The 19,929-nt window shown below is 63.3% G+C and carries 16 protein-coding genes and 1 tRNA gene; 5 read left to right on the top strand and 12 right to left on the bottom strand.

Features of this window, described 5'->3' with window-relative positions; all coding sequences use genetic code 11:
• Positions 1-83: 83 nt before the first annotated feature.
• Positions 84-1,751: an exosortase/archaeosortase family protein gene (locus CMV30_RS01140; protein ID WP_096054317.1), complete on the bottom strand. Its 1,668-nt coding sequence runs from the start codon at positions 1,749-1,751 to the stop codon at positions 84-86.
• On the bottom strand, positions 1,748-3,292 hold the full coding sequence (locus tag CMV30_RS01135; RefSeq protein WP_096054316.1) for a tetratricopeptide repeat protein: 1,545 nt from the start codon (positions 3,290-3,292) through the stop codon (positions 1,748-1,750). Before CMV30_RS01135 ends, CMV30_RS01140 begins: the two co-directional genes overlap by 4 nt.
• 136 nt (positions 3,293-3,428) lie before the next feature.
• On the opposite strand from CMV30_RS01135, the gene CMV30_RS01130 reads away from it, so the two are divergent.
• Positions 3,429-4,043 (top strand): thioredoxin family protein, encoded by a 615-nt coding sequence (locus CMV30_RS01130; RefSeq protein WP_096054315.1) that lies wholly within the window; start codon positions 3,429-3,431, stop codon positions 4,041-4,043.
• A gap of 172 nt (positions 4,044-4,215) precedes the next feature.
• Here CMV30_RS01130 and CMV30_RS01125 read toward each other — a convergent pair whose 3' ends face one another.
• The gene (locus CMV30_RS01125; RefSeq protein WP_096054314.1) at positions 4,216-4,875 is read right to left on the bottom strand and encodes a metallophosphoesterase; all 660 of its coding nucleotides are present in this window, start codon (positions 4,873-4,875) and stop codon (positions 4,216-4,218) included.
• A gap of 60 nt (positions 4,876-4,935) precedes the next feature.
• On the opposite strand from CMV30_RS01125, the gene CMV30_RS01120 reads away from it, so the two are divergent.
• Positions 4,936-5,472 carry a hypothetical protein gene (locus CMV30_RS01120; protein ID WP_096054313.1) on the top strand — a complete coding sequence of 179 codons (537 nt, stop codon included), beginning with the start codon at positions 4,936-4,938 and terminating at the stop codon, positions 5,470-5,472.
• A gap of 27 nt (positions 5,473-5,499) precedes the next feature.
• On the opposite strand, the gene hisF is transcribed toward CMV30_RS01120, so the two are convergent.
• The 3 genes from hisF to rho all read right to left on the bottom strand — a co-directional run bounded on the left by hisF (position 5,500) and on the right by rho (position 9,513).
• Entirely contained in the window at positions 5,500-6,261 is a 762-nt protein-coding gene (gene hisF / locus CMV30_RS01115; protein ID WP_096054312.1) for an imidazole glycerol phosphate synthase subunit HisF, read from the bottom strand.
• 129 nt (positions 6,262-6,390) lie between these two features.
• Positions 6,391-8,151, bottom strand: a complete 1,761-nt coding sequence (locus CMV30_RS01110; protein ID WP_245844364.1) for a hypothetical protein — start codon at positions 8,149-8,151, stop codon at positions 6,391-6,393.
• Between the two features lie 153 nt (positions 8,152-8,304).
• On the bottom strand, positions 8,305-9,513 hold the full coding sequence (gene rho, locus CMV30_RS01105; RefSeq protein WP_096054310.1) for a transcription termination factor Rho: 1,209 nt from the start codon (positions 9,511-9,513) through the stop codon (positions 8,305-8,307).
• Between the two features lie 83 nt (positions 9,514-9,596).
• On the opposite strand from rho, the gene acs reads away from it, so the two are divergent.
• Complete coding sequence (acs, locus tag CMV30_RS01100; RefSeq protein WP_096054309.1) at positions 9,597-11,585, top strand: acetate--CoA ligase; 1,989 nt, start codon at positions 9,597-9,599, stop codon at positions 11,583-11,585.
• Positions 11,586-11,661: 76 nt separating this feature from the next.
• Here acs and CMV30_RS01095 read toward each other — a convergent pair.
• The 6 genes from CMV30_RS01095 to CMV30_RS01075 all read right to left on the bottom strand — a co-directional run bounded on the left by CMV30_RS01095 (position 11,662) and on the right by CMV30_RS01075 (position 16,968).
• Positions 11,662-11,736 (bottom strand) — tRNA-Met (locus tag CMV30_RS01095).
• A gap of 32 nt (positions 11,737-11,768) precedes the next feature.
• Positions 11,769-13,064 carry a glycosyltransferase gene (locus tag CMV30_RS01090; protein WP_096054308.1) on the bottom strand — a complete coding sequence of 432 codons (1,296 nt, stop codon included), beginning with the start codon at positions 13,062-13,064 and terminating at the stop codon, positions 11,769-11,771.
• Between the two features lie 406 nt (positions 13,065-13,470).
• Positions 13,471-13,626 (bottom strand): hypothetical protein, encoded by a 156-nt coding sequence (locus CMV30_RS19670; protein WP_175414686.1) that lies wholly within the window; start codon positions 13,624-13,626, stop codon positions 13,471-13,473.
• A gap of 176 nt (positions 13,627-13,802) precedes the next feature.
• Positions 13,803-14,123, bottom strand: coding sequence for a molecular chaperone DnaJ (locus CMV30_RS01085; RefSeq protein WP_096054307.1), 321 nt, complete (start codon positions 14,121-14,123; stop codon positions 13,803-13,805).
• A 21-nt stretch (positions 14,124-14,144) separates the two neighbouring features.
• Positions 14,145-14,861 (bottom strand): PP2C family protein-serine/threonine phosphatase, encoded by a 717-nt coding sequence (locus CMV30_RS01080; RefSeq protein WP_096054306.1) that lies wholly within the window; start codon positions 14,859-14,861, stop codon positions 14,145-14,147.
• Between the two features lie 37 nt (positions 14,862-14,898).
• Positions 14,899-16,968 carry an ATP-dependent DNA helicase gene (locus CMV30_RS01075; RefSeq protein ID WP_096057551.1) on the bottom strand — a complete coding sequence of 690 codons (2,070 nt, stop codon included), beginning with the start codon at positions 16,966-16,968 and terminating at the stop codon, positions 14,899-14,901.
• Between the two features lie 87 nt (positions 16,969-17,055).
• On the opposite strand from CMV30_RS01075, the gene CMV30_RS01070 reads away from it, so the two are divergent.
• Together CMV30_RS01070 and CMV30_RS01065 are read left to right on the top strand one after the other, a co-directional pair.
• Positions 17,056-19,287 (top strand): heavy metal translocating P-type ATPase, encoded by a 2,232-nt coding sequence (locus tag CMV30_RS01070; RefSeq protein WP_096054305.1) that lies wholly within the window; start codon positions 17,056-17,058, stop codon positions 19,285-19,287.
• 96 nt (positions 19,288-19,383) lie between these two features.
• On the top strand, positions 19,384-19,830 hold the full coding sequence (locus tag CMV30_RS01065; RefSeq protein WP_096054304.1) for a YraN family protein: 447 nt from the start codon (positions 19,384-19,386) through the stop codon (positions 19,828-19,830).
• Positions 19,831-19,929 lie beyond the last annotated feature (99 nt).

Below are 19,929 nucleotides of genomic sequence, written 5' to 3'. Positions count from 1 at the left end.
GGATTAACAGGGGGAGAGAGGATTGGGGGAGGGGCGCGGGGGCTGCGGGAGTTGGCAGTTGGCTGAGCGTGAGGTGGGCGTGGTCAGAGGCCGAGGGGGTGGAGGTTTTTGAGGATGTCGGCGAGGAGGGGGTCTTGGGCGATTTTTTCCCAGGGCTGGTTGCTGGAGATGCGGATGAAGAACTGGTCGCCGTCGCGGCGGAAGCCGTAGCGGAGGGCGAGGCGGAGGAGTTTGAGCGGGGAGCCGAGGCCGTCGTGGTGGATGACCTGGCCGTCGTTGAGATGCCAATACCAGACGTGCTGGGGGTAGCGTTCGTGGGTGAAGAAGCGGTGTTCGGCGGGTGGGAGCGTGTGCGGGCCGAGGGCGAGGGTTTCGCGGGAGCTGGCGGAGGAGTCGGGTTGCCAGCCGGCGCCGGGCCAGCAGGCGTCGGGGGTATGGGAAGCGACGAGGCTGACGGTGGACTGGCCGCCGGGCCAGTAGGCGAGGTAGGCGGTGATCTGGAGGGGGCCGTCGGGGGTGTCGCGGGCGTAGCTGCGTTGGAAGAGTTGCGATGTCTGGAGCTGGGCGGAGAAGCGGTAGAGGTCGTCGCTGGTGACGGTCTGCCAGCCGGGGACGGTGGCCGGGAGAAGCGCAGCGAGATCGGGCGGGGTGGAGGCGGGGCGGGTGGACGGGCGGGTGTTGAGAATGAAGAAGACGGTGAGGGTGGAGGCGGCGAGGAGGCCGGAGGTGAGGAGGGAAAGGTGAAGGGTGACGGGTGAAGGGTGAAAGGCGGAGGGGGCGGAGAGTTGTGGGTTGAGAGTTGAGGGTTGAGAGACGGAAACAGACGTGGGCGCGGGGCGTGGGCGGGAGAATTTTTCCAGGAGGAGGGCGAGGGCGGCGAGGAGGGCGGCGGTGAGGGCTAGGACGGCGAAGCCGGTGGCGTCGTGCCAGGTGCCCGAAATGTCGATACCGGCGTTGGCGAGGAGGGTGAGCGTGAGGGAGCGGGCGATGTTCATCGCGAGCGCGAGGAGCGGCGCGAGGACGATGAGCACGATGCGGTGGCCAGTGGAGCGGACGAGGGCGGCGGAAAAGAAGAGGCCGGCGAAGATGCAGGAGAGGAGGCTGCGGACGCCGCTGCAGGCTTCCTCGACGCCGACGGAAACGGTGGCGAGTTCGATGATGTTGCCGTTTTTCAGGGCTGGGATGCCGAGAGTGTGGAGGGCGGAGAGAACGACGTCGGTGACCCAGAGTTGGAGGCTTTGGGTGAGGCGCGTGTAGGTGCCCGGCGGGATCGGCGCGCTGAGGAGCCAGAGGGAAACGGCGATGGCGGCGGGCCAGTTGACGGGGAGGGCGCGGATGCGGGCGTGGGCGGCGGCGAGCCAGGCGGCGGTGAGTAACGCGCAGAGAGCGAAGGCGGCGAGGAAGTTGACGAGGGCGTGGGTCCAGCCGACGGCAGCGGCGTAGATGCCCGCGAGGGCGAGGAGGAGAAGGCCGATGAGGAGTGCGAGGGCGAGCGCGGTGGTCGTCAGCGCGTTGGCGGGGAGCCAGCGGGCGGTGCCGCGGGTGCGGGACTCGTGGAGGAGGAGGAAAAAGATGAGTGGCGTGAAGAGGCCGTGGGAGAGGTCGGGGTTATGGAGCCATTGAGGCCAGAGGTGGAGGCTCCAGATGAGCAGGAGTGCGGCGAGGAGGGCGGCGCAGAGACGCGCAGTGGCGGGCAGCGAGGAGAACGGAGCGGGCGCGGGGCCGGAGGGAGCGGCGGAGGGGCGCGTCATTTTTTGGGCGCGGGTTCAGAAGCGGAGGAGGATGCGCGAGGGACGGACGGAAAGGCGGAAGCCGACGGCGGGCCGGCGGACGTGCGGTCGTAGCGGGCGAGGAGGGCGTAGTTGAGTTCTGCGGACAGGGGCTGGAGGGCGGGGAGAATGGCCTCGATGCGGGCGTCGCGGGGTGGGCGGAGGAAGAACGTCTCGATGAGGGCCAGGGTGCGGAAGCGGCCGCCGGCGAGTTTTTGGACGGAGTCGGCGGCGGTTTTGAGGAGGGCGGCGTCTTGATTGACGCCTGCGGCGACGAGGAGGGCCATGGTGGCGCTGTAGCCGGCGTCGGTGGCGGGGAGCGGATTTTTTGAGACCGCGGCGAAGACGCGCGCGAGGCGGGCGCGGTCGGGGTGTTGGATGAGGTGGACGGCTAGGATTTCGCAGATGGCGGGCGTGGGCGGGGTGGCGAGGAGGCGGTCGATGTCGCCATCGAGGACGGTTTGCCAGCCGAGGACAGCAGTGGCTTCGAGGGAGAGGGCGGCGCGGTCGCGGGCGCTGAGGCCGGGCGAGGTGCGGAGGAGGGCGCGGGCGTCGGAGCCGAAGCCGAGGGTGATGAGGCGCGAGAGGCGGTAGTAGTCGAAATACTGAGACGCGACGGAGGCTTCGAGGAGCGCGCGGCGGGCGGTGTCGGGTGGTTGCGTGCGGGCGGTGAACTCGAGGGAGAGGATGGCGCGGGTGGCGGGGGGGACTTCGTGGTTGTTGGCGAGTTTCTCGAGTTGGACGGGAGAAGCGTGGCGGAGGGCGAAGAGGAGGGCGTTGGTCCAGGCGGCTTCGTGGGCGGAATCGGCGGAGAGGGCGGTGGTGGCGAGCGGGATGATGGTGGCGTAGTCGGCGCGCAGGAGGAGGGCCTGGAACCAGGCGGTGGCGGTGACGGGGCGTTGGGCGGGGTGCTCGTGGAGGAGGCGGGCGTAGATGTTATCGGAGAGCGTGGGCTGGGCGTGCTGGTAGAGGAGCGCGAGTTTTAGCGCGGCGGGGTAGTTGGCGGGGTCGAGGGCGTAGGCGAGGGTGAGGGATTTCTCGGCGTCGCCGATCTGGCCAGCGGCGAGGGCGCGGTCGGCGCGTTGGGAGAAGTACTGGCTGCGGGCTAGATCTATGCGGGGCCAGTGGGGCGGATAGGCGATGGTGACATAGCTGACGGGGATGCCGATGACGCGCTGGAGCGTGAAATAACCGAGGGTGGCGGTGAGATAGAGCGCGGCGAAGGTGCCGCCGTAGATCAGGAAGGCGCGGCCCCAGAAAGGACGGACGTCGGCGGTGTTGACGGAGCAACGGAGTTCGCCGGAGGCGTTGCGTTTGAGGAGCGGGCAGAGGCGGCGGAAGCGGTCTTGTTGATGCCAGGTGAGCGAGGCTTCGCAGGTGGTTTCCATGGCGCGGCCGGAGTCGCTGGGGCTTTGGCACGGGCAGCGGCCTCGGCCTGCGCGAAGGCGGAAGCGGGTTTTGGCGGAGTTCCAGTAGAGGAGGCCCCAAGCGAGGCGACAAAGGTCAGCGAGCCAGCCGATCACGGGGCGGAGTTAGGCGGGCGGGTGCTGGCGCAGCAATGGGATTTCTGACCGGACGTTGCGAGAGGGGAGAAATTTTCATGCGGGTGCTGGCGGATCGCGGGCGTATGACTAGCCTGCAACCCTTCTTTAGATCCCTATGAAAAACATCCTGAAATCGTTCTCTACCGCGGCTGTGCTGGCCGCTTTGACCGTAACGAGTGCATTTGCCTCTGCTGAAGTTGGCCAGGCTGCGCCTGATTTTTCGCTCACCGATGTGAACGGCAAGACGCACAAGCTCTCGGACTATCGCGGCAAGACCGTGGTGTTGGAGTGGGTGAATCCGGAGTGTCCGTTTGTGGTGAAGCAGTATGAGAGCAGCGGCAACATGCCCGCGCTTCAGAAGGCTGCGGCGGCCGATGGTGTGGTGTGGCTCTCGATCAACTCGGGCAAGGCGGGCGCGCAGGGTGACTTCGAGCCGACGAAGGTCGCGGCGTGGTCGTCGAAAACGGGCGCGGCTCCTGCGGCTTATTTCCGCGATAGCGACGGCACGGTGGGCAAGCTCTACGGCGCGAAGACGACGCCGCATATGTACGTGATCACGGCTGAAGGTACGCTGGTCTACAATGGCGCGATCGACAGCATCCGTTCGACCAAGGCGGAAGACATCGCGAAGGCTACGAACTATGTGACGGCGGCGCTGGCTTCTGTGAAGGCTGGTCAGCCGGTCTCGAAGGCAACGAGCGAGCCGTATGGGTGCTCGGTGAAGTACTGAGCGTCTCAATCGAACGCGGGGTGAAGGCCCCCCGCCTACATCGAAATTTCAAACCGGAGTGCGGGTGAGCGGCTCCGGTTTTTTTGTGCCAGTCTGACGAAGTTTATCCTTCATGCGTTAGGCGAACGGCGCCGACGAAGCGGCGCCCTCCATGTGGGAAGTTGGCCGACGGTCAGGGGTAGTATTTGCGGCGGGCTTTGACTTGGACGAAGCGTTTTTCGGGGAGAATGTAGGCGGTGAGGTGGCCGCCCATGGCGCAGGCGGTGTCGATGCCGACGGACCATTTTAATTTATACGGTTCGGGGCGCGGGGTGTGGCCGTAGACGACGAAGGGCGGGCCGTTCCAGAGATCGGCCCAAGGAGGGGAGTCTTCTGCGTCGGCGCGTTTGCGGGGACGGCCTTCGGAGTCGATGACTTGGATACGCGTGACGACAGAGGCGGGTTGTTTTTGCCAGGGCTCATCGGGGAGAAAGCCGCCGTGGACGAAGACGGTGTTGAGCGCTTCGACGTAATGCGTGAGCGGCATTTGCTCGAGGTAGAGCCAGTCTTCGGGACGAAGTTTGCGGTAGGTGTCTTCGTCGGACTCTTTGAGGAAGGCGGTGTCGTTGCTTTTGCGGTAGTTGAGGAGGCGCAGCTCGTGGTTGCCGAGGAGGGAGATGGCGCGATGTTCGCGGGCGAGGTCGATGACCTTGCAGCTGTCGGGGCCGCGGTTGACGAGGTCGCCGACGAGGATGAGTTGATCCTCGGGTTGGAGTTCGAGGCGTTGGAGTAACTCGGAGAATTCGGCGTGGCAGCCGTGGATGTCGCCGATGGCGATGATGCGTCCTGTCATGGGGCGGCGGGCGGGAAATTGGCTAGCGTCGGCGGTGGCGACAAGTAAACAAGTGGCCGAATGGATCTGTCGTTACAGCCACAAGCCCCGGCGTGCTTCGTCACGCAGCAACCGTTTGTCGAAGGCCAGCGCGTAGCCAGTTTTCTGGTGCGTGGGAAAACGGGCGAGGCGATGCGGTACGATGTGCTCGAAGCCGAGCGCGCGAAATTTGAGCAGGAGGGCTCGCTGGTGTGCAGCTGGGTGCGGGTGTTCAAGCCGCGCAAGGCGGGTGAAAATGCGGAGCGTGAGATGAAGCTGACGGCGGAGGCGTTGTTCCTGAATCTGGCCGATTCGGCGACGGAGGTGACAGCGGAGAACACGCGGCTGGTGCAGTTTCTGACGTTGATGCTGGAGCGGAAGCGCGTGTTGAAGCCGAAGGGGCGCACGGCGGATGGTGCGAAGAATATCTTCGAGCACGCGAAAACGAAGCAGCTGTTCGAGGTGCCCGTGGGCGAACTGAGCCCGGAGTTTTTTATTCAGGTGCAGGAGCAGCTGAGTGTGTTGGTGGGGGCGGCTGCGCCAGCGCCGAAAGTGGGAGTGGGCGGATCCGCGACTTAAGTGGCGCTGCTGTGACGGAGCGGATGGTTAGCGGCGGACGGGGATGCTACGGGTGGCGAGGTAGTCTTTAACTTGCGGCACGGTGAAGGTGCCGAAGTGGAAGAGGGTCGCGGCGAGGACGGCGCTGGCGCGGCCGGCTTCGAGGACGTCGGCGAAGTGTTCCATCTGGCCGGCGCCGCCGCTGGCGATGACGGGGACTTCGACGGCTTCGCTAATCGCGCGGGTGAGTTCGACGTCGTAGCCAATGCCGGTGCCGTCGCGGTCCATCGAGGTGAGGAGGATTTCACCGGCGCCAAGGGAGACGGCTTTTTTGGCCCAATCGACGGCGTTGAGGTCGGTGGGGTTGCGGCCGCCGTGGGTGTAAACACGCCAGGATTTGCCGTCAGGTTCACGCTTCGCGTCGATCGCGAGGACGATGCATTGGTTGCCGAAACGTCGGGCGGCGTCGGCGATGAGCTGCGGGGCTTTGATCGCGGCGGTGTTGAGCGAGACTTTATCGGCGCCGCTTTTGAGCATGGCCTCGATGTTGTCGACGGAGCGGAGGCCGCCGCCGACGGTGAGGGGCATGAAGCATTGCTCGGCGGTGCGGGCGACGACGTCGTGCATGATGCCGCGGCCGTCGCTGGAGGCGGTGATGTCGAGGAAGACGAGTTCGTCGGCGCCTTGTGCGTCGTAGGCTTTGGCAGATTCGACGGGATCGCCGGCGTCGCGGAGTTCCTGGAACTTGATGCCTTTGACGACGCGGCCGTTGGTGACGTCGAGACAGGGAATTATTCGGCGCGAGAGCATGGCGGAGGGCGGAAAGTAGCGGGTAGCGAGTGGTGAGTAGCGAGTAGAAAAAAGACCGAGAGGCTTGCGCCGCTCGGTCTGGAAACTTTCGAACCGGGTTTTCCGGTGGCTCGACTTGTGTGGCGAAGATTAACCTTCGACCTGCACGACGTCGGGCTCGAAGTTGACCGCGAGGCGGTACGTCTGGCCGGGGCGCATGATCAATGGATGATCGCGCACGAGGTGCTGGAGGTAGTGGATCTTACCGTAGTTGGTGCGGTAGGTCGGATCTTCGCTGACCACTTCGGTTTCCTGCCAGGTGGCCTGGAAGTCGTCCTTCTGCACGGTGCAGCGGTGACCTTGCGGGCCGAGGGCGAGGGAGCCGCCGACGCGGTACTTCGAGTGCGGCGCAGCGATCGCGAGCATGAAGCGGAATTTATCCAAGGTGACCTGCTGCTTCACGGTGTACGCGAATTCGGCGCTGATCTTGTTGCCGGAGAAGTTCCACTGGACCTTCACGCTGCCGAGACCTTTGACGATCTCTTCTTTGGTGTTGATCAGGTCGGGCTGCTCGTAGCGGAAGTAGAAGCTGTTGCGTAGTCCCAAACCGGTGACGCAGTTTTTCCCGTAGAAGGCGGGGAGCGTTACGTTAGTGCCGAAGGTCAGCTCGGGGAGCATGATCGGCGCGTAAACGTTGTTCGGCCAGTCGAAGACGCCGGGGCAGTGCGGGAAGGGCAGCGAGTCGGCGACAAGGGTCGGGCCGGAGCTGATGAGCGGGATCTGCGCGTGGAGGCCGCTCTCGCCGTCGCGATAGAGGAAGAGACCCTGCTCTTTGCGGTTGGATTTGTCGAAGATGACGAAGCGACCGAGGGTCTTGGAGTTGTCGGGCTTGGTGGTGCCGGAGGGCATCTGAACGGTCTTAGCGAGGCGGGACCATTGGCAGAGGTAGCGCGCGGCGTCGAAGTTCGCCATGCGGGTCGTGTGATGGCCGAAGGCGGTGCGCTCGGTGTCGCGGAGATCGAGGAAGCCGTGCTCTTGATCGAGATACGTGTGATAGAAAAACACGAACAGGCGGCGGAGCAGATCGAAGTATTTGGGCTTCTGGTCGTCGGCGATCCAGCCGTCGCGGAGGCCTTGGAGCACGAGGCTGATGCAGTGCATCTGGCCGTAGGCACCAGCGGCGCGACCGAATGCCCAGCCGAGGCCATCGGCGCGAACGAGGTCGGGCATCATCTTGATGTATTTCTCGGCGTAGGTGCGGAGAGTCGGGAGCTTGCGGTCGCGGACGCCGCTGTTGGCGTGGAGCTGGAGGGCGGAGCGGATGAACACGAAGTTCATGACGCCGTAGAGATTGAAGTTGCCGCCGAAGCCTTCCGTGGAGTCGTCGAAGAATCCGTTGGAGCTGGTCTGGTTGATACGATCAACCATGCGCTCGATGAGGCGGGAGGTTTCGTCTTTCTTGGAGAGGCCGAAGGAGAAACGGGCGACAGCTTTGGCGACGTTGAAGGCCTGCCAGTGGTTGTCGTAGTCGCTGCGATGGAGCAGCTGCTTGTCGATGCGCTGGCGGGTTTCCTCGACGAGGCGTTCCCAGACGGGATTGCGCTCTTTGGAGGGGCCGAAGCAGAGGAGGGCGAGCGATGCGTAGGCGAGGCCGTTTTCGGCGGCGGGCTCGGTGAACATCTGCGCCGTGATGCAACGGGCAGCGAGATCGATGATGTCGAAGCCCTTGAGGGTGGTTTCGCCGGTGCCGCGGTAATATTCACCGAGGGCGTAGGCGATGTGGCCGGGCTCGTCGGGGCGAGGCTGTTCGCCGGGAGCGGGAAGGACGGTGCCGTCTGGCTGGATCGAATCTAAGTTGTGGCCCAAGATGGAGCGGGCCATGTCGAGACATTGCTCGGAGAAACTGTGCATGTAGTGTGGTTACGGGCTGCGGCTGGTCAGTGCGGCATGTGTGGTGCGCGCGACGGGAAGGTGAGATTTGTTCAGAGTTTGCGCAGGCGGCGCAAGAGGGAATTACGGGTGAAGCGGCGCCGGAGCGAAAGGCCCAAGAGGCGAGCTGGGGTTTTAGCGGGCGATGAGCTTGAGGAATTCCTCGTTGTTACGCGCTTTGCCGAGGCGGGTGATCATCGTCTCGGTGGCTTCTTCGATGCGCTGCTGGACGAGGGCACGGCGGAAGAAGTGGATGCCTTCGAGCTTCTTGGCGTCGATGAGAAGCTCTTCCTTACGCGTGCCGGAGGAGGCGATGTTGATGGCGGGCCAGAGGCGCATCTCTGCGCATTTGCGGTCGAGGACGAGCTCCATGTTGCCGGTGCCTTTGAACTCCTGGAAGATAACGTCGTCCATGCGACTGCCGGTCTCGACGAGCACGGAGGCGACGATGGTGAGAGAGCCAGCTTCCTCGGTGTTGCGAGCTGCGGCGAAGAGTTGGCGGGGCTTTTCGAGGGCGCGGACATCGAGACCGCCGGAACCGGTGCGGCCGGAGTTGCGGGATGAATTGTGGGCGCGGGCGAGACGGGTGATCGAGTCGACGAAGAGAACGACGTGGATGCCGGTTTCGACGAGGCGTTTGGCGCGCTCGATGCAGAGATCGGCGATGCGGATATGGCTTTCGAGTTGTTCGTCGTTGGACGAAGCCCAGATCTCGGCGGGGACGCTGCGTTTGAAGTCGGTCACTTCCTCGGGACGTTCGTCGACGAGGAGAATCATGACGTGGCACTCGGGATTATTTTCCAAGACGCCGAGGGCCATGTCGCGGAGGAGAGTGGTTTTGCCGGTGCGAGGCGGGGCGACGATGAGGCCGCGGGTGCCTTTGCCGATGGGGCAGAAAAGATCGACTGCGCGGGTGGTAAGACGGCCGTCCTTGAGCTCGACCTTGAGGTGTTTATCGGGGGAGACGGTGGTGAGTGCGTTGAAGTCGAATTTCTGGCGGCGCTCCTCGATGTCGAGGCCGTCCACCTTCTCGATGAACTTCATCTTGGGATTGGGAAATTTGCCTTCGGCTGGGTAGGCGGTGCCGGAGACCATGTTGCCCTGACGAAGCTTGAAGCGGCGTATCAGTTCCTTGGGCACGAAGACGTCGGTGGGGCGGCGTTTGCCGTACTTGGTGCGGTCGAGGAGCTGGCCGTTGCCACCTTTCTGGATGTCGATGTCGAGGACGCCTTCGACGCGGATGGTGTTATCGGGCACGACGGGAGCGGCGGGCGCTGGGGAAGGGGCTTGGGAAGCCGGTGCAGCGGTGGCTGCGGACGGCGCGGGGGCGGAGTTATTTTCCATGAATAGACAGACGAAAGTTAGACGAAGGCTTCCCGGGCTTGACGCTAAAAACTCTGGTCGGGATAAGAGCGGCGCTTTTACACATGCGATCTGCTCCTAAACCCAAAAAATCAGCCACTCACGTGACGGACCAAACGATTACCTCAGTATCCCGAGAAAGTCGGGTTTTCAGGCCTTCGGCCGAGTTTCAACGCCAAGCGAACCTTGGAAGTCTGGCCGCTTACAAAAAGCTCTATGCGGAGTCTGTCAATAGCCCAGAAAAGTTCTGGAAGCGACAGGCCGAGGAGCAGCTGGTTTGGCGCAAACCGTTCAAGACGGTGATGAAGGGAGCGATGCCCGACACGAAGTGGTTTGTCGGTGGAAAGCTGAATGTGGCGGAGAACTGCATCGACCGGCATCTCGGCACGGCGCGAGAAAACAAGGCGGCGATCATTTTTGAAGGTGAGCCGGGCGATGTGCGGACGATGACGTACAAGCAGCTGCATCTGCATGTGTGCCGACTGGCGCATGTTTTTGAAAACATGGGGTTGGTCGCGGGTGATCGTGTGGCGATTTATCTGCCGATGGTTCCGGAGGCGATGATCACGATGCTGGCGTGCGCGCGTATCGGCGCGATTCACACGGTGGTGTTTGGCGGATTCAGCCCGGAGGCGCTCAAGGACCGCATCAATGACTGTAAGGCCAAGCTGGTTGTCACGGCTGATGGCGGCTGGCGGCGTGGCAAAATCATCGAGCTGAAGCCCAACGTGGACAAGGCCCTCGAAGGCACGCCCAGTGTGCAAACGGTGCTCGTGCTTAAGCGCACGGCGAATCCCATCAACATGAAGGAGGGCCGCGATGTGTGGTGGCACGATGCGTGGGAAGGTGCGCCGAATCAGCACAAGGCCAAGGCATTCGATTCGGAAAATCCGCTGTTCATTCTCTACACGAGTGGAAGCACGGGGAAGCCGAAGGGTGTGCTCCACACGAGCGCAGGCTATCTGCTGGGCGCGAAGTTGAGTTCACACTACGTTTTCGATCTCAAGGAGACGGACCGTTATTTCTGCTCGGCCGACATCGGCTGGATCACGGGGCACAGTTACGTCGTCTACGGTCTGCTCAGCAATGGCGCGACGGTCTTCATCTATGAGGGAGCGCCGAACCAGCCTGAGCCGGATCGTTTCTGGCGGATGATTGACCGTCACAGTCTGACGATCCTCTACACGGCGCCGACGGCGATCCGGGCGTTCATGCGCTGGGGCGATAACTATGTGCTGCGGCATCGGCTCGATTCGTTGCGGCTGTTGGGATCGGTGGGCGAGCCGATCAATCCGGAGGCGTGGATGTGGTATCACACGATGATCGGCAAGAAACGCTGCCCGATCGTGGACACGTGGTGGCAGACGGAGACAGGCGCGATCACGATCACGCCGCTCCCGGGTGCGACGCCGCTCAAGCCGGGATCGGCGACGCTGCCGTTCTTTGGCATCGCGGCGAAAATCGTCGATGACAAAGGCAAGGAAGCGCCGCGTAATTCGGGCGGAAAACTCGTCATCACCAAGCCGTGGCCTTCGATGCTGCGGACGCTTTGGGGTGATGATGCGCGCTTTAAGCAGGCTTACTTTAGCGAGTTTCCTGGAACTTACTTTACGGGCGACGGCGCGCGTCAGGACAAGGATGGGTATTTCTGGATCGTGGGGCGTATCGACGACGTGCTCAACGTGTCGGGCCACCGGATCGGTACGGCGGAAATTGAGAGTGCGCTGGTTTCGCATCCATCGGTCGCGGAAGCGGCGGCGGTGGGTAAGCCGGACGATCTGAAGGGGCAAGCGCTGGTGGTTTTCGTGACACTGAAGAGTGGTCACGAGGCCAGCGAAGCGTTGAAGGAATCGCTGCGGGCGCACGTGGGCAAAGAGATCGGCTCGCTGGCGAAGCCTGACCAAGTGCGGTTCGCGGCAAGCCTGCCGAAGACGCGCAGCGGGAAAATCATGCGCCGCATTCTGAAAGACATTGCGGCGGGCACGCAGGTGAAGGGAGACACGTCGACACTGGAGGATTTCTCGGTGGTCGCGAGTTTGCAGCAAGAAGAGTGATCCGGTTTCGGAGCTCACGTTTCCTTTTCGGAAAATGAAAAACCCGGGCCTGAGAAGGTCCGGGTTTTTCTTAAAGTGGTGCCAGAGGCCGGGATTGAACCGGCGACCAAAGGCTTATGAGTCCTCTGCTCTACCACTGAGCTACTCTGGCAAACGAGTCGGCGAAACGTGCAGATTCCCGTTTCATTTTCCAACAAAATTTTCGCGAGGGTTCTGGCTACGGGCGGCGCGGGATTCGCGTTCGTAGCGTTCGAGTTCCTCGATGGCGCGGGCGGGGCCGTTTTCTTTGAGGAGCGTCGTTTGAACTTTAAGCGCGTTTTGAGCGTGGATGGGTTGGACGGCGAGGCGGGTGAGCGCGTTGTGGAGTTGTTCGGGCCAGTGATTTTTTCGGATGCGGAAGCCGCAGCCGAGGCGTTCGACTTCGCTACCGAAGAAGTTCTGGTCGCCGATGTGCGGGACGACGATCTGGGGTTTGCCAGCGTGAAGGGCGCTGGCGGTGGTGCCGGCGCCGCCGTGATGGATGACGGCTGAGGCGTGGCGGAAGAGCTGGTCGTGGGAAACTTTGCCGATGACTTTGATGTGGCCGTCTTCGGCGAGGGCGGGGAATTGAGCCCAGCCGCGTTGGACGATGATTTTTTTGTTCTGCGGCCAGGCGCGGATCAGGCGCTCCATGTATTCGCCGGCGTTGTCGTAAACCATGCTGCCGAAGGTGAGGACTGGAACGGGTTCTCCCTGGGTGAATTCGCGCAGCTCGGTTTCGAGTTTGGGGTCTTCGGGCGCCTGCCAGCGGCAATAGCCGGTGAAGCGGAAGCGGTCGTGGATCTCGGCGTCGCGGGGGCGCATGAGTTCGTCGGAAACGGCGACGAGGACGCGTTCGGCGGGGGCGGAGAAGAAGCTGCGGACTTTGGGGAGGCCTGCGTTGTCGAGGTGGCTGCGGATGGTGTTGTTGATGACGCGATCAACGACGGCGTTGGCGGTTTTCCAGAGCCAGCGATTCCAGGCGCGGCGGAGGTTTTGCGGTAGCCAGCGTGGGGACGGGAGATTTTCGGGCGGGTAGTCGGGCGAGGGGATGACGTGATGGGCGAAGGCGAAGGTCGCGAAGGGCACGCCGCGGCGGTCGGCGATGCTTTTGTTCATCGGAAAGAGGTACGAGGAGACGAGCAGGTCGGCGTCAGCGAGGGCGGCGTCCATGCGCGAGATCATCTCGGGGATGTAGGCCTTGGCGCCGACGTAGATTTCGCGGAGTTGGTAGATAGGAGTGCGGATTTTTTGGAGGCGGCCCATCCAGTAGCTGAGGTCGGCTTGTTCCCAATTAGGGCAGAGCGGGAGAAACTCGATCCCGGCGGCTTCGATGTCGGCTTGGTAGTGCGGCATCGTGGCGAAGCGGACGTGGTGGCCTGCTTTTTGGAGGGCGACGGCGAGCGCGATGACGGGGTAAATATCTCCGGTTGAGCCGTGCGAGGTGAGGATGACGCGCATGTGTTGGGTATGCTCTTAGCGGGTTGGGACCGTGGCAGGCGAGCGAGGGTATGCAACGTTTGGGTGTCGCGGGAGCGGGCTGTTGTGCGACGAGGAATGATTCGGACGGACAACGGTGATAATGGGTAATGGTGCCCAGCTAAGAATCTGTCTCGGGGTTGCTTACGATTGTTTAACTTCTTGGGGCTAAAAGTGGGTGGAAATTTATCTGCGGCAAGTAGAGCGGGTAGCGATAGTTATGGGTAGAAAGGTGATAATTGATTGCATATGCAAATAAGTGTCAATTTGGTCTTGGGCAGATCTCCCCAATGACGACTTCCTCTTCATCCCTCGTGACAAATTTGGTTCGGGCAATCTGGGCTGGTGCGTTTGTGGCGCTGGTGGCGACGTTGAGTGTGGTGGGGGCTCAGCCGACGGTTCGCACTGAGGGTGCGGTGGCTTCGTTTGAGGCTTCGGCGATGCCGAAAGTGCGGTCGAGCTGGCAGAAGCCGGCTCCGGCGACGTGGTCTTCGCGGTTCAATGTGCGCTGGGAGGCGCGTTGGAGCAGCGAAGGTAAGTACATGGTCTGATTCTATTTGGATAACTCACCCCGGTTATCCCTCCAAGCAGGCGACTCGCACGTCGCAGGTCCAGCAAAGCCCGGGTACGGTTAAACCGTGTCCGGGCTCTTTGTTTATGTGGGAAGTCGATCCGGCCTGACGCGAGGTCAGGCCCTACGTCGGAGATCGCGGCCGGATTTTATGAGAGCGAGGCGAGGAGGTCGCGGAGTTCGCGTTCGGGGTCTTCGTGCGATTGCTCGACGGCGAGTTTAAGCGACTCTTGGAATTGGAGGACGGCTTCAGATTTGCGGCCGAGTTCGAGGTAGAGTTTTCCCAGGAGGATGCGCGCCATCATCCAGTCGGGCTTTTTGGCGATGCAGAGTTTGTAGTGCTCGACGGCGTCGACCAGGCGGTGCTCGGCGACGAGGGCTTGGGCAAGGCTGAAGCGGAAGAGCTCGTTGTCGGGCTGGCGGGCGACGAGCGGAGCAAAGGTTTCGGAACGTTTGGCCGGGGCACTCATGCGGCTGCGGAAAAAATTAACTCAGGCGAGGTCGTCCACGAAGACGATTACTCCGGTGGAATTGTCGAGGCCGCCGCGGGCGTTGGCGAGATCGACGATGTCGCGGAGAATTTTTCCGGGTTCTGCTTTGGCGGCGAGGAGTTCGGCGAGTTCGGGGTCGCGGATGAGTTTGGTGACGCCGTCGCTGCAGAAGAGGTAGCGTTCGCCTTTGGTGAGGGGACGGAAGGAGATGTCGACTTGGAGCGGGGTGGTCTGGCCGATGCAGCGGGTAAGAGCGTTGCGGTGTTGTTCGCTGACCCAGACGAGTTCGCCGCGGGCGATGCGGGCGCGGGCTTCGTTTTCCACGGAGTGATCCATGGTGATGCACTCGAATTCGCCGCCGAGGGAAACGTAACAGCGGGAGTCGCCGACGTGGGCGAGTTGGAGCTGGCCGCGACGGAAGAGGCCGTACGTGAGCGTGGAGCCGATGCCGTAGTGCGGGCTCAGGCGGGCGCCGAGCTGGGCGACGGTTTTGTTGGCGTCGAGGGTGATCTTCGCGAGATCGGGTTCGCCGTCGGCCATGTGGATGGCGTGATGAACGCATTCGATGGCGCACTGCGCGGCTTCGGCGCCGCCGGGGAGTCCGCCGACGCCGTCGGCTACTCCGTAGAGATGGAGCGTCTCGTCGCGGAGGAGGCGGTCTTCATTATAACGGCGAAGTTTTCCGATGTCGGAAAGTGCGGCACTGCGTAGATGCATGAAAGGGTTGAGCTGGTTAGTTAGGCAGCCCGGCGGACTAAGCAAAAGGTATAAATCGCGTGGAGCGATTTTCCTTCGTGATACGTTCGAAGTGGGTCTGGGGTAAACACTCTAGAAACTGGCGGCCGTAGGGTTTGGCGAGGAGGCGGCTGTCGAGGAGGGTGATGAGACCGCGGTCGGTCTGGGTGCGGATGAGGCGGCCGATGCCCTGGCGGAATTTGATGAGGGCGTCGGGGAGGGTGAGTTCGGAAAACGGGCTGCCGCCTCGGGCGGTGATCCATTCGGAGCGGGCTTCGAGGATGGGTTGGGTGGGGACTTCGAAGGGGAGGCGGGTGACGATGACCTGGGCGAGGGCGTCGCCTGGGACGTCGATGCCGGTCCAGAAACTGTCGGTGCCGAAGAGAATGGCGTTTCCGGCAGCGCGCATCTGGCGGGCGAGTTCGGTGCGCGAGAGTTCGGCGCCTTGCATGAGGAAGGGGCGGCGGTTTTTCGCGAAGACGGGTTCGAGGGCGGCGGCGACCTGGCGCATGTCGTGGTAACTCGTGAATAGGACGAGGGAGCCGCCGGTTACGCGGAGGGTACAGAATTCGATGTAGTCGATGAGCGCATCGAGCGCGAGGCGGGCGTCGCGGGCCGTCGGGAGCGGGATGTCGGCGGCGACGAAGACGCGCATGTGGCGCTCGAAATCGAAGGGGGATTTGACGATGTCGGAGCGGACGTCGGTGCCTCCTATGCGTTGTTGAAACGGTTTGATGCTGCCGCCCATGGCGAGGGTGGCGCTGGTGAAGATGACGGAGGTGCTGCGGCTGAGGAGTTCCTCGCGCAGCTGCGGGGCGATGTCGATGGGGGCGCTGCGGAGTGTAACGATGGTCTGGCGACGGCCGGAGCGTTCGAGCCAGTACACGGATTTGTCGTCGGCGAGGGTGAGGAACTGGCGGAGCGAGGTTTGGGCGGCTTTGAGTTTTTGGGTTTGTTCGAGGAGCTCTTCGCGATCGCGGCCCTCGTCGAATTTATCGGCGGCGGTGCGGACGGCTTTGGCGAGGGCGAGGAGCGGGCCGTCGAGCCAGGGCTCGGCGATGCCTTCGGCGCGGACGCGGACGAGGGGTTGTTTATCGAGTAGGCGCTCGGCGAGGAAGCTGAAGAACTGGTGGGAGGCTTCGAGGGCGTCGCAGACGAGCTGGCGGGCTTCGGGGCCGGCGTGTTTTTGGAGGAGGCCGCGTTTGGTTTTTGGGTTGTAGAGGTATTTCAGCATCCGATCGACGCCGTAGCTGGACAGGCGGAGGCCGAAGTAATCGGTGGCGACGTCGGGGACGGTGTGGGCTTCGTCGAGAACGAGGAAGTCGTCGGGGAAGAGGATGCCGCGTGCGCCGCCTTTGGCGGAGGCACCGCCGGCGTTGAGGTGGGCGAAGAGGAGGGAGTGGTTTACAACGATGACCTGGGCCTGGGCGAGCCGGGCGCGTGCGCGTTGGTAGAAGCACTTTTCGCAGTCGCAGTATTTGCGCGCGCAGGCGGAGGAGTCCGCGCTGACCATTTCCCAGAGCTCGGGGGAAACGGGCGGGGCGAGTTCGTGGCGGAGGCCGTCTTTGGAGGACTCGGCCCAGACGGCGATGCGCTGGAGCTCGCTGTGTTCGGGTGTGGCGAAGAGTTCGTGTTTATCGCGGAGGGCGGTGGCGAGGCGGGTGGTGCAGAGGTAGTTGGATTTACCGACGAGGACGGCGCTCTTGAAGGTGGCGTATTTCTTGAGGTGCTCGGTGGACGAGAAGACGCGGCGGCAGAGCGGGAGGTCTTTGGATTCGAGCTGTTCCTGGAGGGCGATGGTGTGGGTGGAGACGATGAGCTGGCGGGACTGATCGACGGCGTGGATGAGTCCAGGAAGCAGATACGCGAGGGATTTGCCGACGCCGGTGCCGGCTTCGAAGAGCAGCGGGGTGTCGGACTTCATGGCGGCGGCGACGGCGCGGGCCATTTGTTCCTGTTCGGGGCGGTGTTCGAGGGCGAGGCCGTGCTGGAGCCAGCCACCGGCGGCGAAGATCTTCGCGGCGAGCTCCGGCGCGCGGGAAGGCGGCGGGGGCGGATGAGCTTCGAGGTGGTCGTTGAGGCCGATCATGAAAACGCGGATGCGGACCCAACGCGGCGGGGATGAATGGCGCAATTGCGATTTGCTCCGCACCCGAGCCGGGCGCAATTTGCAGGAATGTCCACCAAGCAGGTCACGTCGGAGAACTGGGCCGAAACGCTCGCGCGATTTTTGCGCGAAGAGCCGGGGGTGGAGGCGGTGCGGATAGATCCGGCGGCGCGCAAGGTCTCGGTGGCGACGCTGGGGGATGTGGATTTGAAGCAACTGGAAGCGCGGCTGGCGGAAACGCTGGCGGCGGTGGAATCGCAACTGGGGCGCACGGCGAAGATTCCGGTGGGCTACACGTTGAAGCGTGAGGGCGAGACGACGGAGTTTGCGGAAGTCAGTTGCGCGACGGCGCCGAGTTTTTGGAAGTGGCGGGAGTTCGCGTGGCCGGAGCTGGATGAGCCGGAGAAGATCGAGGAGTCGGAGTGGAAGGAGCTGGGGTTGCTCGCGGCGGCTTGCGGCGTTTTCGGCGCACTAGGGTTTGTGACAGAGAAATTTTCAGTGGGGCCGGAGTGGTTGAGTCGCGTGCTTTATGGCGTGGCCTTGATCGCGGGTGGTTGGGACGCGGCGAAAGATACGTGGGAGAATCTGCGGGAGCGGAAAGTGGACATTCACTTTTTGATGCTGGCGGTAGCGGTGGGAGCGATGTGCATCGGGGCGTGGGGCGAGGCGGTGCTGTTGCTGTTTTTGTTCTCGGCGTCGGGCGCGATGGAAGATTACGCGCTGGATCGGACGCAGCGGGAAGTGGGCTCGTTGCTGAAGTCGGCACCGAAGACGGCGACGCTGGTATTGCCGAATGGCAGCGAGCGGCTGGTGAAGGTGGAGGAACTCGGAATCGGCGATCGCGTGCGGGTGAAACCTGGCGAGGCGTTTCCGGCGGACGGGACTGTATCCAAAGGGCGGAGTGCGAGCGATGAGTCGGCGCTGACAGGGGAGGCGGTGCCGGTGGAGAAGGACGTGGGCGCGCCGGTGTTTAGCGGGACAATCAACTTGTGGGGCGCGGTGGATTTCGATGTGCGGCGGCTGCCGTCGGAGAGCACGTTGCAGAAGATCATCCGGCTGATTCAGACGGCGCAGAAGTTGAGGGCGCCGAGCGAGCGGTTCACGGACAAGTTTGGCGGCGGGTATACGCTGACGGTGCTGGGGGTGTGCGCGGCGATGTTTCTCGTGTGGTGGCTGGCGATGGGGCTGCCGGCGTTTACGAACGCGGGGGAGACGACGTCGGCGTTTTATCGGGCGATGACGCTACTGGTGGTGATGAGTCCGTGCGCGTTGGTACTGTCGATTCCGTCGGCGATTCTCGCGGCGATCGCGTGGGGCGCGAAGCATGGCGTGTTGTTTCGCGGAGGCGCGGCCATCGAGAAGCTGGCGGCGATCGATCTGGTGGCGCTCGATAAGACGGGGACGCTGACGACGGGCGAACTCGCGGTGACGGGGGTGGAGAGTTTTCCGGCGGGGCGTGAGAAGGAGGTGCTGGAGCTGGCGTTCGCGCTGGAGGTGAATTCGCAGCATCCGCTGGCGCGGGCGATCGTGCGGCACGCGCGGGCTCAGGGCGTGCGCGAAGTGGACGCGGATAAATTTGAATCGATCACGGGACATGGTGTGCGCGGGCAGGTGGGCGGCGCGCAGGTGCTGCTGGGGCGGCGCGAGTTGCTGGAGAGCGGACCGCTGGCGGAGTGGGCAAAGACGATGCCCGCGTCGTCGCCGGAGTTGAGCGAAGTGTGGGTGGTGGGGCGCGATGTGGTGGGGCGGGTTTTGTTGAAGGATCAGATCCGCGCGGAGTCGCGCGAGGTGCTCGCGAAGTTGAAGCGGGCGGGGATAAGGACGGTGATGTTGACGGGAGACCGACGGCAGGCGGCGGAGAATGTCGCGAAAGAAATCGGGCTCGATGAAGTGCGCGCGGGACTGACGCCGGAGGGGAAGGTGGAGGCGATCCAGGCGCTGAAGAAGGAGGGACACACAGTCGCGATGGTAGGAGATGGCGTGAATGATGCGCCGTGTTTGGCGGCGGCGGATGTTTCTGTGGCGATGGGCGCGCGCGGCAGCGATGCGGCGCTGGAGCAGGCGGAAGTGATTTTGATGCATGATCGCATCGAGAATTTTCTGGCTGCGTTGCGGTTGAGTCAGCGGGCGAAGCGTGTGATCAGGCAGAATCTGGCGATCTCGCTTGGAGTCGTCGTGTTGATGGCGGTGGCGTCGGTGATCGGCGTGGTACCGCTGGCGGTGGGTGTGGCGGCGCACGAGGGAAGCACGGTGGTGGTGTGTTTGAATTCGTTGCGGTTGTTGTTTGGGAGGAACCGGTGAGGGGCGGGAACGGAAAGTCGGAGTCGGAATTTTGGACAGGATTTACAGGATTAAGAGGATTGAAGCGGACGGGACGGTTGTGATGCTCGCGGGGAAATGTGGGCGAGGATCAAGGCGTGGTGGGCGCGGCTGAGGGGGCCGCGCGATGAAAATCAGGCGCGTGGCGTGGCGGGGGAGCGCGCGGCGGAGGCGTTTTTGTGCGCGAAACCGGGATGGCGTTTGGTGGCGAGAAATTGGCGGAGTCCGAAGGATCGGCGGGATGAGATCGATCTGGTGTGCAGGTCGGGCGAAGTGCTGGTGTTCGTCGAGGTGAAGACGCGGGCGGCGGGGGCGTTGGTGGGCGGGTATTACGCGGTCGATGCGCGGAAGAAGCGGGTGTTGCGGCGGGCGTGCGGGGTTTATTTGCGCGGACTTCGGGCGCATCGGCCGGTGACGGTGCGGTTCGATGTGGTGGAGGTGGAGTGGGCGGCGGATGAAAGGACGGAGCCGGTGGTGCGGCATTTTGAGAATGTGCCGCTGTGGCCGCGGGGGATTCGGTGGTGACGGGGCGGAATGAGCGGTGCAGCGCGGGTGGTGGTGAATGCGCGACGGGAGCGTCGCGCTTCCATCGGACGGAGAGGCGCGGGCTTATGAATGAATTTG

The organism is Nibricoccus aquaticus (assembly GCF_002310495.1).
Taxonomy (GTDB): Bacteria; Verrucomicrobiota; Verrucomicrobiia; order Opitutales; family Opitutaceae; genus Nibricoccus; species Nibricoccus aquaticus.
The sequence above is the reverse complement of the archived record's forward strand: the minus strand, read 5'-3'. Positions and strand labels throughout refer to the sequence as shown.